7 protein-coding genes, 3 rRNA genes and 1 pseudogene are annotated in these 13,260 nt (G+C 42.9%); 4 read left to right on the forward strand and 7 right to left on the reverse strand.

Features of this window, described 5'->3' with window-relative positions:
• Nucleotides 1–241: 241 nt before the first annotated feature.
• From GDK41_RS04525 to rrf (GDK41_RS04535), 3 genes are all read left to right on the forward strand, one after another.
• Nucleotides 242–3,126, forward strand: a 23S ribosomal RNA gene (locus GDK41_RS04525).
• 192 nt (nt 3,127–3,318) lie between these two features.
• Nucleotides 3,319–3,433: ribosomal RNA gene (gene rrf, locus GDK41_RS04530) — 5S ribosomal RNA — on the forward strand.
• Between the two features lie 41 nt (nt 3,434–3,474).
• Nucleotides 3,475–3,589 (forward strand): 5S ribosomal RNA (gene rrf, locus GDK41_RS04535).
• Between the two features lie 184 nt (nt 3,590–3,773).
• Here rrf (GDK41_RS04535) and GDK41_RS04540 read toward each other — a convergent pair.
• Entirely contained in the window at nt 3,774–4,814 is a 1,041-nt protein-coding gene (locus GDK41_RS04540) for an IS481 family transposase (RefSeq protein ID WP_152085062.1), read from the reverse strand.
• A gap of 112 nt (nt 4,815–4,926) precedes the next feature.
• A pseudogene (locus GDK41_RS04545) lies at nt 4,927–5,951 on the reverse strand (IS630 family transposase).
• 790 nt (nt 5,952–6,741) lie between these two features.
• On the opposite strand from GDK41_RS04545, the gene GDK41_RS04550 reads away from it, so the two are divergent.
• Nucleotides 6,742–7,308: a hypothetical protein gene (locus GDK41_RS04550; RefSeq protein WP_152085293.1), complete on the forward strand. Its 567-nt coding sequence runs from the start codon at nt 6,742–6,744 to the stop codon at nt 7,306–7,308.
• Nucleotides 7,309–7,446: 138 nt separating this feature from the next.
• Here the strand turns inward: GDK41_RS04550 and GDK41_RS04555 are convergent, their stop codons facing one another.
• From GDK41_RS04555 to GDK41_RS04575, 5 genes are all read right to left on the reverse strand, one after another.
• Nucleotides 7,447–8,559 carry an efflux RND transporter periplasmic adaptor subunit gene (locus tag GDK41_RS04555; protein WP_232056523.1) on the reverse strand — a complete coding sequence of 371 codons (1,113 nt, stop codon included), beginning with the start codon at nt 8,557–8,559 and terminating at the stop codon, nt 7,447–7,449.
• 10 nt (nt 8,560–8,569) lie between these two features.
• On the reverse strand, nt 8,570–11,692 hold the full coding sequence (locus tag GDK41_RS04560; RefSeq protein ID WP_152085294.1) for an efflux RND transporter permease subunit: 3,123 nt from the start codon (nt 11,690–11,692) through the stop codon (nt 8,570–8,572).
• Nucleotides 11,693–11,948: 256 nt separating this feature from the next.
• Nucleotides 11,949–12,737 (reverse strand): NPP1 family protein, encoded by a 789-nt coding sequence (locus GDK41_RS04565; protein WP_152085295.1) that lies wholly within the window; start codon nt 12,735–12,737, stop codon nt 11,949–11,951.
• Nucleotides 12,738–12,808: 71 nt separating this feature from the next.
• Nucleotides 12,809–12,985: a YbaM family protein gene (locus GDK41_RS04570; protein WP_152085296.1), complete on the reverse strand. Its 177-nt coding sequence runs from the start codon at nt 12,983–12,985 to the stop codon at nt 12,809–12,811.
• A complete protein-coding gene (locus GDK41_RS04575; RefSeq protein WP_152085297.1) occupies nt 12,978–13,253 on the reverse strand; it encodes a late competence development ComFB family protein in 276 nt (91 codons plus the stop codon). The genes GDK41_RS04570 and GDK41_RS04575 overlap by 8 nt, the downstream gene beginning before the upstream one ends.
• Nucleotides 13,254–13,260: the final 7 nt, after the last annotated feature.

Here is a 13,260-nt window from a genome sequence, read left to right on the forward strand (position 1 = left end):
CACACAGATGATTGTTAGTTGGTAAGGTAACTTACTGATTAATATTGCTCTTTAAAAATTTGGAAAAGCTGATAATTAAATTCTTATAGATATTCGTATCTATAAAGAGTTTTCAAAAGTAAAACAATGCCAATTAATCATTCATTTGATTAGTTAGCATCTACTTTAGTATTCAATATTAACTTCTGGCGAAGTTGAAATCAGTCTTTGATTATCAACCTAAAACTATTTTGGGTTGTATGGTTAAGTGACTAAGCGTACACGGTGGATGCCTTGGCAGTTGGAGGCGATGAAGGACGTACTAACTTGCGATAAGCCTAGTTGAGCCAGTAAGAGGCGCTTGAGACTAGGATTTCCGAATGGGGAAACCCGGCCCTTTGGGTCATCATGCAGTGAATACATAGCTGTATGAAGCGAACGCGGAGAACTGAAACATCTAAGTACCCGTAGGAAAAGAAATCAACCGAGATTCCGAAAGTAGCGGCGAGCGAAATCGGACCAGCCCTTAAGCTTTAGTGTAGTTAGTGGAACATTCTGGAAAGTTTGACGACACAGGGTGATAGTCCCGTACACAAAAACTTATCTAAAGTGAAATCGAGTAGGTCGGAGCACGTGAAACTTTGACTGAATATGGGGGGACCATCCTCCAAGGCTAAATACTCCCAACTGACCGATAGTGAACCAGTACCGTGAGGGAAAGGCGAAAAGAACCCCTGTGAGGGGAGTGAAATAGAACCTGAAACCGTGTACGTACAAGCAGTAGGAGCCCACTTGTTGGGTGACTGCGTACCTTTTGTATAATGGGTCAGCGACTTATATTTTGTAGCGAGGTTAACCGTATAGGGTAGCCGTAGCGAAAGCGAGTCTTAACTGGGCGCTTAGTTGCAAGGTATAGACCCGAAACCCGGTGATCTAGCCATGGGCAGGTTGAAGGTTGAGTAACATCAACTGGAGGACCGAACCCACTAACGTTGAAAAGTTAGGGGATGACCTGTGGCTAGGAGTGAAAGGCTAATCAAACCGGGAGATAGCTGGTTCTCCCCGAAATCTATTTAGGTAGAGCCTCGGACGAATACTTACGGGGGTAGAGCACTGTTAAGGCTAGGGGGTCATCCCGACTTACCAACCCTTTGCAAACTCCGAATACCGTAAAGTAATATCCGGGAGACACACGGCGGGTGCTAACGTCCGTCGTGAAGAGGGAAACAACCCAGACCGCCAGCTAAGGTCCCAAAGTGTATGTTAAGTGGGAAACGATGTGGGAAGGCTAAAACAGCTAGGAGGTTGGCTTAGAAGCAGCCACCCTTTAAAGAAAGCGTAATAGCTCACTAGTCGAGTCGGCCTGCGCGGAAGATGTAACGGGGCTAAACATACCACCGAAGCTGCGGCTGCGAACTTTGTTCGCGGGGTAGGGGAGCGTTCTGTAAGCGGTTGAAGGTGTACCGGGAGGTATGCTGGACGTATCAGAAGTGCGAATGCTGACATGAGTAACGATAATGCGGGTGAAAAACCCGCACGCCGGAAGACCAAGGGTTCCTATCCCATGTTAATCAGGGTAGGGTAAGTCGACCCCTAAGGCGAGGCTGAAGAGCGTAGTCGATGGGAAACGGGTTAATATTCCCGTACTTGGAATAATTGCGATGGGGGGACGGAGCAGGCTAAGTAAGCATGGCGTTGGTTGTCCATGTGAAAGTGTGTAGGCTGGCGACTTAGGAAAATCCGGGTTGCTAAGGCTGAGACACGAGACGAGCCACTACGGTGGTGAAGTTACTGATGCCCTACTTCCAGGAAAAGCCTCTAAGCTTCAGATTATTTCGAATCGTACCCCAAACCGACACAGGTGGTCAGGTAGAGAATACTAAGGCGCTTGAGAGAACTCGGGTGAAGGAACTAGGCAAAATCGTACCGTAACTTCGGGAGAAGGTACGCTGACATTAGGTGAAGAGCTTCGCGCTTGGAGCTGAAGTCAGCCGCAGTGACCAGGTGGCTGGGACTGTTTATTAAAAACACAGCACTGTGCAAAATCGTAAGATGACGTATACGGTGTGACACCTGCCCGGTGCCGGAAGGTTAATTGATGGGGTTAGACTTAGGTCGAAGCTCTTGATCGAAGCCCCGGTAAACGGCGGCCGTAACTATAACGGTCCTAAGGTAGCGAAATTCCTTGTCGGGTAAGTTCCGACCTGCACGAATGGTGTAACCATGGCCACGCTGTCTCCACCCGAGACTCAGTGAAATTGAAATCGCAGTGAAGATGCTGTGTACCCGCGGCTAGACGGAAAGACCCCGTGAACCTTTACTACAGCTTGGCACTGAACATTGACCCTACATGTGTAGGATAGGTGGGAGGCTTTGAAGCACAGACGCTAGTTTGTGTGGAGCCGACCTTGAAATACCACCCTTGTAGTGTTGATGTTCTAACTTAGGTCCCTTATCGGGATTGAGGACAGTGCCTGGTGGGTAGTTTGACTGGGGCGGTCTCCTCCCAAAGAGTAACGGAGGAGCACGAAGGTTGGCTAAGTACGGTCGGACATCGTACGGTTAGTGTAATGGTAGAAGCCAGCTTAACTGCGAGACAGACACGTCGAGCAGGTACGAAAGTAGGTCATAGTGATCCGGTGGTTCTGAATGGAAGGGCCATCGCTCAACGGATAAAAGGTACTCCGGGGATAACAGGCTGATACCGCCCAAGAGTTCATATCGACGGCGGTGTTTGGCACCTCGATGTCGGCTCATCACATCCTGGGGCTGAAGTCGGTCCCAAGGGTATGGCTGTTCGCCATTTAAAGTGGTACGCGAGCTGGGTTTAGAACGTCGTGAGACAGTTCGGTCCCTATCTGCCGTGGGCGTTTGAGAATTGAGAGGGGCTGCTCCTAGTACGAGAGGACCGGAGTGGACGAACCGCTGGTGTTCGGGTTGTGATGCCAATTGCATTGCCCGGTAGCTACGTTCGGAATCGATAACCGCTGAAAGCATCTAAGCGGGAAGCGAGCCTCGAGATGAGTTCTCACTTTAACTTTAAGTTAACTGAAGGGCCGTTGAAGACTACAACGTTGATAGGCTGGGTGTGGAAGCATGGTGACATGTTAAGCTAACCAGTACTAATTACCCGTGAGGCTTAACCATACAACGCCAAAGTGGTTTTACACGTTAGAAGTTAGTATTACTAAAGTAGTGTTTTACGAATTATCATAATTTTCCGAATTTTAGAATTAAACAAGGTGAGCGACTAAGCGGTATCGCGAAATCAATTCACCTTGCGCAAATGGAATGCTCGTGCGATGCACGATGTCATTAAACATTTGCACTAAGAATTTGCTTGGTGAACATAGCGTTTTGGAACCACCTGACCCCATGCCGAACTCAGAAGTGAAACGAAACAGCGTCGATGATAGTGTGGCAGCTGCCATGTGAAAGTAGAACATCGCCAAGCACCTAATTTTATAATATAAGAATAAAAAATAGCAGAATTTGCTTGATGACCATAGCGTTTTGGAACCACCTGACCCCATGCCGAACTCAGAAGTGAAACGAAACAGCGTCGATGATAGTGTGGCAGCTGCCATGTGAAAGTAGAACATCGTCAAGCACCAAACATAATGTAGCCCGACTTATAAAAGTCGGGCTTTTTTATGTGTAAAAGACTATGGTATGCCTGATGGCGCGTGCGAAAACTGCGAAAGTATGATTTTTTACACCAATTGTATTAATTAATTTGTACTAGCTCAGACTTGATCTGACAGTTACCCGTTTTTCAATCGGTGACTGTCAGTTTAGATTTGAGCTAAATTCTTCTCAGCCCAAATCGATTTTCCATCAAGCAATGTTTCAAATGGCGTTCTGCCACAACACATTTTTCCCTGATGAGTTCGCTCATTATTGTAATAAGCCATCCATTCGTCCAGATCTTTTTGAAGTTCCTCTAGCGAACCGTAAAGCTTTTTACGGAACGTAACCTGATAGAACTCGTTAAGTATCGTCTTGTGGAATCGCTCGCAGATACCATTGGTTTGAGGCGACATTGCCTTAGTTTTCGTATGGTCGATATCATTAATTGCCAGATAGAGCTGATAATCATGGTGCTCTACCTTACCGCAATATTCGGTGCCTCGGTCAGTCAAAATGCGTAACATTGGCAACTCGTGTTGCTCGAAGTAAGGCAGAACCTTGTCATTGAGTATGTCAGCCGCAGTAATTGGTGTTTTGGTCGTATACAGCTTTGCGAAGGCTACTTTGCTGTAGGTATCGACAAACGTCTGTTGGTAGATACGCCCAACACCCTTGAGATTGCCAACATAGAAGGTATCTTGTGAGCCTAGGTAACCCGGATGTGCTGTTTCAATTTCACCGCAAGCTTCGTCATCGCTTTTCTTTTTCTCAAGCGCAGCGATTTGGCTATCGGTGAGGATAATACCTTCGTCAGCAACTTTACCTTCTAGAGCTTTTAAGCGTTTCTTGAAGTTCTCTAAATCGTGGCGTAACCAGATTGAGCGAACGCCACTGCCTGAAACAAAGACGCCTTGTTTACGCAACTCATTGCTAGTTCTGTGCTGGCCATGAGCTGGGTAATCGATAGCGTATTGAACCACTGCGTTCTCAGTAACTTCATCTACACGGTTTTTAATGTTTGGCGATCTACGACTTTTATCAATTAACGCATCCAAGCCACCGTCCTCTACTAGCTCTTGGTATCGATAAAATGTATCTCTTGAAACGCCCATGACTTTACAGGCTTTTGAAACGTTACCTAGTTCTTCTGCAAGATTAAGTAATCCAGTTTTGTGTTTTATAATTGGGTTGTTAGTATGCAACATGAGAGTTACCACCTTTTAGGTTGTTTTGATTAAAAGATTCGACACCTTTATCAAAACGGGTAACTCTCAATTTTTCAAATCGAAATGTCAGATCAAGTCGAGACTAATTCAATTAATTGACCAATTCAATCCACTCTCTGGAACACACCGACTTTACCCGCTCAATATTCGAGATAAACGTATTCCATGCCACGGATATCTGCTCCACAATATCGTCATAGCCTTTAAAAACCTTGTTTGAAAGGCTATGTTGCCTCAGCCATACTTGCTCTATCGGATTTAGCTCCGGCGAATACGGCGGCAGCTTGATAAGGGTGACATTGTTAAAGGATGAGGCCGTATCCTGTGTATGCCAGCGAACACCATCAATAATAACCACCCCATGTCGTCCCGCCTCCGTTGCATCGCTGATCTGTTTCAAGAGTTGTCTCATGGCAGCTTTGTTCACAAACGGACTAATGAATGCCTCCGTTTTTCCATTCCCGGGCACACCGCACCGAACAAATAGCCATACTCAAACTGTTGTTGCTTAACTACCCTCGGCCTGCTGCCTTTAGTAGCCCATATTCTGGTTGTCTGGTTTTGTTGCCCAAATCGTGCTTCATCCTGAAACCAGACATCAACTCGTTCAAGTGGTAGGTGACTTGGGGTGTGAAGGATCGTTTCCCGCTGAAAGTTTTTTAAAAGCGTCTTGCGCCTCAGGAGATTGCTTTGGGTGTTGCGAGCGACTGGTTATCCAGCTAAACCCCAGTGAATGCATGATGCGATAGACATTTCTCAATTCGTAATCGACCTGCAAGGTATCGCGAATATAGCAGCGTACATCCTCTGCGATTAGGCGACCTCCGTCAGGTTTCACTGCGTTATCTAGGATGAACTTCTGAGTTGTTTTTGTTGGTTTGCACAAAGCTGATGGGTTCTGCCTGGTCTGGGCTTATCTTGCAAACCGTCAAGGCCATATGCAAGGTAGTTGGAGACCCAAGCATTAACACTGTCTCTAGCAGCACCGAGGTTCATTGCAATCTGGGTGCGGGTTTGACCTCGTTTGAAATGGAACAAAGCTAAATATCGGGTTCTTAATTGCCCACGGGAGTCTTCCTCTATTGTATGCTGCAACCCTGTGAGGTTTACATAGATAGGAGGTATGTTTGCCAATTTATCGTTGTTTCCAAGCTACCGAGCCGCACATTCAGAACATATTGCCACTGCTTTATATTAACCCAAATACAGTTTTTAGCAAAAACCCAATACGGTTGAGCATAAACTTCTTTAGTGGTTGGCTAGTAGCCATTTTCACTAACTCTCATAACTGTTTGGTTCATTTCCAGTTGATGCCTATTTTCCCAATAGAGAAACAACTCTAATCAGGTGATGCTAATCTATTTCGCCATTACATATTTTTCATTAGCTAACTTGTAAAAATTTTAACAAGCTAAGCGTGTCTGATACATAATAAATTCCGAAGCTTTACGCGGCCACCCATAGCTCTAGGTGCTTGTAGCGTCAAGGTTTATTAAAAAATGTATTTCAATAGTTGCAATTAATAGGGGGTTTCGCTTAGTCTAAATATGAATTATTTCATATTTTAAGCTATTCAAATAAGTAAAAAAAATGTTTATTGTCTCACAGTTATTTTACATTTTTTAAGTTAGAGACTAGCTTTATTTATGTAGCGCTTGGGGTTGTATGAATGCTTTGGTTTTGCATTTAGAGAGTAGCGTTATGTTCTTGGTTGTTAAAAATTGATAAATGGAGTAAGTTAATGTGTAACAAAATGAAAAATAAAAGAGAGCTTCCTCAAGACGTGCTAGAACACGTAGTAGGGGGCAGTGGGGGAGGTGGTGCAAATGGCATTGAGCCACCGAGAAAGAATAATAATCCAACTCCATATTAGGAAAGGTACAAGGTTGTTTTAAAAGGATATTTGATGAATGAAGTTTTAATCCATATTGGATGGATATTAATCTTAATGAAAGTTTTAGCGATCTTGCTATTTGTTTGGCTCGCGAATGACCCTCTTAGGTCGCTTATTTTTGGGCGGCCTAAGAATATACCTAAAATTGAGTTTGAGCACTCATTTTTTATTTATATCTGTGTCGCTTTATTTTTTAATGTGTCAGGCACTTTTATTGGTGATTTAATTCTTGGTTTGGGCATGGGGGTGCAAGCAACGCGACAAGTTTTTTATATTTATTTCAGTATCCATGAAGCTTTGTTCATGGTAACCGTTCTGCACTGGCACAATTTAAAACGATGTGAGTTTGCTCGTATCACCACGTACGGATTTTATATTTCAGCAACGATAATGATGCTTTTTTTATTTAGGTACGTAGACAGAGTAATTTTTGATACTGATATTCTTAGAGGTATCTATAGCCAAGTCGTCGCTTTATCGAATTTATTTATAACTCTAATATTCATCTCTTACCCTGCTCATCGCCTGCATCAGCTCGTTGTTGAAAAATTTTTGAATAATAAAAGGATAAATGAGTAAATTTGCTCTGAAGAGTGATAAGTGTTTAGTTTGCGTTTATTAGTTCGGTATGGCTAAAAGGCTTAACTCCAGCATGAAAAATGAGCGAGGCCCACTGTTGTGAACCTGCTCATTGGGCTAGTAATCAGTATCAAATCATTAAGATGCGTTTATTCTTTTTTGCATTTGCACATCGACCTCTTGTCCCGTAGACAGCCGCTCTGCACCTCTAACAGCAATTGTGTCTCCCACTGATATCGCGCCTTCGTTCAATGGTTTTATTGCCACAAGTTTGCCTTGGCCTTTGCCAACCGAAACAGGAATTTGCTCAGCTTTATTATCTTTATTTATTCGTACAATATGTACCCCTTGCTTTCGTAATATAAGGGCATCGCGATCTACAAGTAATTCCGCTCTATTGCTTGTTAAGGGAACTATCACATCAACTAGTTGTCCAGCAGCCCAGCTATGATTACTTTGCTTGGGTAGCGTAGCTCTGACTTCAAATGATTGTGAACGTGGATCTGTTGTAGGGATCACGGCAGTTACCGTAGTATTGGCTGTGAGCTTATTTCCTATACTCCCTGCTGAAATTGGTAGATTCATACCATTAGTTATGTACTTTAGGTACTTAACTGGAATAAACAGCCTTGCTTCAAGGTTGTTTATATCAATAAGGCTCAATAGCTCATCAGATCTATTCACATCTTTGCCTGAACGGCTATAACGCTCACTTACAACACCTGCAAAAGGTGCTTTTAATATAGAGCGATTGAGCTTGTCAGCAATGACTTTGAGCTCAATCTGTGCAAGTGCAATGTCTGACTTAGCTAGATCATGTTGCTGTTGAACTTTATCCACTTGACTTGCCGCTGCACTACTTGTTTTTGCCAACTGTTTGAGTCGCTCTAGTTCTTGTTTTTGGAATCGTAAATTAATTTTTGCTCTGTTTAGCATTTCTTGTTGCCTAGCTTGCTCAAGCTCAAGCGGCAGTGTATCCATTCTAGCTAATACTTCACCTTTGGATACAACTTTACCAGGTTCAGCCACATAGGTAAGTAACCCGCCAACAGCAGCTGTTAGTTTTACATCTTGCTTTCCGTAAAGTGTACCATGCACAGAAAGTTCACTATTAAGAGGGGCATTTGTTAATGTCTCGACAGTAACTGGCACTTTAGAATAAGCCAAGGGGGCAAAAGTAATGTTTAGCGCAAGTAACAAAGTACTTATTCTAACTGGGTGCGAATTAAACATTTTTCTGAATAACAACATAATAATTCTCTTACTGGTTGGCGACTAAATTTAACGCAGGTTTGTTTGCGTCTGAAGATGGTGTTGCTTTTGGTGGGCGCTGTTTACCGAGTTGTAAAAGGCTTGGCATTAACACGAGAGTAAAGATTGCGCTGATGGCCATACCTCCAACAATAACAGTAGCAAGCCCACGATATATTTCAGAGCCCACTCCGGGCATAAGCATAAGAGGCAACATACCAAATAAACTGGTCAGCGTACTAAGGTATACAGGTCGAGCGCGCATGAGGACAGCTTGTTTTACGGCCAAAGCTCGTGTCATACCTTGTTGTTCACAGTATCTCGTTTGGTCGACAAGTAAAATCGCATTGTTCACTACTAAGCCGAGTAAAATGATAAACCCTATCATTGTTAGCAAGTCTAGCGACTGAAACGTAAAGAGGTTTAATATATATAGCGCCAGCACTCCGCCAGCAATAGCGAGCGGCATTACTAGTAGCACCAAGAAGCTGTCTTTTGCCGATTTAAATAATGCAGTCATCAGCAAGAATAGTATAAACAGAGCAAGCGCAAAATTAATCGTCATCTCCTCAATTGCTGAGTTCATTTTTTGGGCATTCCCTCCTAAAATAACGCTAGAGCTAGAAGGAATACCTTGGCGAATTTTAGGCATGACATGTTCAGCGAGCAACGTTTGCGCTTGTTGAAGACTCATATTGGCTGGGGGAGTAACTACAACAGATACGGTACGCTTGCCATTTACGCGACGTAATTGAGTAGGCCCGACAGTGCGTTCAATGTCAGCAAGTTCTCCTAGGGTTTGAATACCAGAGTTGGGAGTAACCAACGGCAATGCATTTAGCTCTTCAGGTGTTTGCCATGCGTTTGCTCTTAGAATGACATTCATACGTTCGTTACCATTGAAATATTCATTGATGAACAGCCCTCCAGTAAATGCTTGTACGGCTTGAGCAACATCATTGCGTGTTAACCCTGCTTGTGTAATGCGTCTATCATTTGGATTTAACCTAAGTTCTGGCTCAGCCATATCTAAGCTTGGTTGTGGTTGTGCAGTAGCTTCTGGTAAGACTTTTTTCACTTCATCTAAAGCTATTTTGGCTCCAGCTATTAAATCATCCATATTTGGACCAGTAAGGTCGATGTTAATCGCCCTGCCATCACCTCCGTTTGATACTTGGATCATCGAGCCTCTGAATAGAAATACTTGTGTATCAGGTAAGTCTTGAAATATTTCCTCTCTGGCTACTTTCATTAGCTCTTCAACTCGTTGTGGATCGTCAGAGTAAATAAAACCACCCGCATTTGCGCCAAATACGTAAAAGTTGAAATCTTTTATCTTTGGTGTTTTCTCCCCATTGTAGTAGGGCATTAAACGCTCTTTAACGCGCAGAGCAATTTCTTCTTCCATATAGCTTATGTTGGCTCCCGGGGGAGAGTTTAAGCTATAGAAGAAACCGTCAGTTGGTGCTCTGGGCATAAAATCTGTTTGTGGCAGTAGTGTGAGTGTTACAAGTAGTGAACTGCCTAATAAAGAGGAAACCCATATTACTTGTTTTGTGCGGCTGTTCGTTAATGACATGACTAACTTGGTTAGCTTTGTCCAATAAGCTTTATACGGGTCTTCAGAGTTTTTTGGCTCAGGAAGATATGTGTTTGCAATCGGTATAATAGTCAGAGCACAGATTAAAGAAGCTATGACCGCAATAGATAGCGTAAGTGCCAGATCTGAGAACAACTGTCCTTCAATACCAGCCATGAACATAATGGGTAAGAAAATTGCGACACTTGTTGCTGTTGAAGCGAATAACGCGCCTGCTACCTGAGTTGCACCTTTTAATGCTGCTTTGCTACTTGCAAGGCCTTCGCTCTTAAGCCGAGCTATATTTTCTTGTACAATAATCGCTGCATCGAGCACTAATCCAACGGCAAATGCAAGCCCCGCCAACGAAACAACATTAAGGCTACGCTCGAAAATATTTAAAGCTAAAAAGGCCACCATTAGCGATACAGGGATTGTTGCCGCGATAACTAAAGTCGCACGCATTCCCCTAAAAAACAGCCATAAAATACCACAAGCCATCAGTACACCGAGTCCTAGGTTACTTTTTACCAGCTGCAACGCATTACGGATGTGAACTGATGCATCATAACTTAGCTCAATTGCTAAGCCTGCTTCTTTTAAGATGCCGTTATTGAGTTCATGTATTGCTTGATTTAAGCCGTCAAGTACCGCAACAGTATTTGAATCATTACTACGCGAGATAGTGATGTAGTATGCTGGTTTGCCGTTACGTAATGTCATAGAGCGTCTATCAGTAACGGTATCAGTAACGGTAGCAATATCTCCTAAATAAATCGGGCGTGATCCTGAATAGCCGACACGCATTTGAGTAAGGCTGTCAACATCATACTTTCCTGTAAATCTAACTGTGTACTGACGCCGCCCTACGTCTGCTAAGCCGCCTGAAACATCAGTAGAGTTTGAAATGGTGCGTCTTATTTGTCCTAAGCTAATGCCAAGAGCTGCTGCCTTGTGTGGATCGAAGGTAACACGAAGCTCCCTTTGACGTTGACTATTAAGGTTTACACGCGACACACCTGGAATTTTTGCCAATCTTGGCTCAATAAAATCTTCGATTTGCTTTTGGTAGTTCGCCATATCGAATTTTTCACTGTCGACATTCAGGGGCACAACCAATAAGCTTGCTGCTGTTGGTCCTCCAGAGCCCGGTCCTCCTCCGCCTCCAGCCGTTACAATGGGGTCAGTTGCATCTAAGGGCAATGGAGGAGCTTGATTTAAGCTGGTTAAGACATCAAGCATTGCTTGTTGCATATCAGCGTCAACAGCAAAAGTTAAAGAAATAAAACCGTTACCTTGGTTGATATTGGTATTTACTTCCAAGGCTCCTGGGGTGTTCTTGACTGCATTTTCAAGTGGCTCAATGATCATTGATTCAATTTCTTCGGGGGCAGCTTGCCGCCAACCTGAAAATATAGTGATCTGTGGTTGTTCAATATCTGGTGTTAACTGTATCGGAAGTTTAAAAATGCTGATAACCCCAAACAGCATAATTAACGTTAAGATCACTAATACACTCGCGGGATTTTTTAGCGAACTGCGTGTTAGGTTCATGACTGTATCCAATTTTAGTCTATATCGCTCTAGTATTAAGCAAATTGAAACAATCTGCTAGCGTAGAAATATTCGCAAGTTCGGTAGTTAGCGACAAATGGCCGCAAATTTGAGATAAATCGCCGAATGGCAACAATTTGTAACGAATTAGGATAATTTGCAATATTCTTTGAAGCACAATTTACATTTTTAAAGCCCTACTAAAGGGCTTTTACAGCGGTGCAGTGCAGCTTTTAGGGCTGCACAAATAGTTTAGTTATGGCTGAGTGTCTACTTCATCAAAAGTAGGGTAGTTGGATGGTTTGAAGCGATTGATATTATACAAAAAGCGATTATCTTTTACTGGCAAGGTCGCTGAGCCATAGTCAAATTGATTTAATCGCTCTCTTAAAACTTGGTTGCTCAGACCATCTCCTTGCATTTCAAACCAACTAATGATCTTAGGTGTTACAAATCGATTGTAACTATTTTCGGCGATCTCTTGCGTTTTGGCGAAACGCAGGGCGTGGGTTAATAATCCATCCTTGTGATATACAATCTTTAAATGTCCATTTTCAAACGGTAGTTCTGATGCTTCCTTTGTATATAAGTCTCCATGCGCGCTATAACTTCCATGGGTAACTATGCCATCATGTGTCCATATTGCAGCATATTCCCAGTCATGACGGTGCCCTCCACCTAAATAAGGGAAAATCTGATCTTTTTTAAAGTATAAAGCATAAAAATGGGCGCAATATCGACCTTGTAGAGTCTCTTTGCACGCATACCGGTGTATTGTATTTGAAGTATCTAAAAAATAGTTATCACGACAGTTACCGCCCAATGAACCTGATGTTTTAAGTCCAGAGTTTTGTTCACCGGTTCTGCTAATTCCTGCACTTGGTAAGCATCCGTCGTTATCAAAGTCAAAAACAGGTTCAGTACCATTGATCACATAATTTGCAGGTAACGCTTGATCAAGAGCTGTAAAGTCGCTCGATAGTGCTGCACGGCTACTAAATATAGAGAGAGTACAGGCAATAATTAAGAAAGGGCTTTTTGTCATAATAATTTACTCAATTGCTTAAATTTAAAAAGTGAGTAAATATTCTATGTGAATAAAATGATTCAAAAAAGTTAATTTTTAATGTTTTGATCTTGCTTTTTAGATGTTACTTTTTGCTCAAAGTCGCTTTTTACAATCTCTAAAGCTGCGAGTACGTCTTCAGCTGATACATTATTTTGCTCTAAGAGTAGGATGAGATCTACAGCTAGTTTTACATGTTGCGGGGCTTTCTCAAGAGAATTACTCATTTCGGGTTGAGCCTTTTTTGGCTACTTGTGCTACAGCGACTTCTATGGCAGTTTCAACTCGCTGCTCCATAAGCTCCCTCTCATGTCCTGGTAGGTAAAATACCATATCTACATCGTTGCGAATATAACGCGCTGGTAATTGATTAAGTACCGTGCAGCAGAAATCAGCCATCACTTCTTCGTCGTACTTTTTATCTAAGTTGTGCTCGATAATTTTCTCTAATACGATTCTTTCATAGTAGTTGTGTACATCATCATGTAATTTCATTTTGCGC

Source organism: Pseudoalteromonas sp. A25 (genome assembly GCF_009176705.1).
Taxonomy (GTDB): Bacteria; Pseudomonadota; Gammaproteobacteria; order Enterobacterales; family Alteromonadaceae; genus Pseudoalteromonas.

Bases quoted from the DNA above. Each gene is read 5' to 3' on its own strand.
- GDK41_RS04540 (WP_152085062.1), bottom strand. From the start codon at position 4,814: ATGTTGCATACTAACAACCCAATTATAAAACACAAAACTGGATTACTT.
- GDK41_RS04550 (WP_152085293.1), top strand. From the start codon at position 6,742: ATGAATGAAGTTTTAATCCATATTGGATGGATATTAATCTTAATGAAA.
- GDK41_RS04555 (WP_232056523.1), bottom strand. From the start codon at position 8,559: ATGTTGTTATTCAGAAAAATGTTTAATTCGCACCCAGTTAGAATAAGT.
- GDK41_RS04560 (WP_152085294.1), bottom strand. From the start codon at position 11,692: ATGAACCTAACACGCAGTTCGCTAAAAAATCCCGCGAGTGTATTAGTG.
- GDK41_RS04565 (WP_152085295.1), bottom strand. From the start codon at position 12,737: ATGACAAAAAGCCCTTTCTTAATTATTGCCTGTACTCTCTCTATATTT.
- GDK41_RS04570 (WP_152085296.1), bottom strand. From the start codon at position 12,985: ATGAGTAATTCTCTTGAGAAAGCCCCGCAACATGTAAAACTAGCTGTA.
- GDK41_RS04575 (WP_152085297.1), bottom strand. From the start codon at position 13,253: ATGAAATTACATGATGATGTACACAACTACTATGAAAGAATCGTATTA.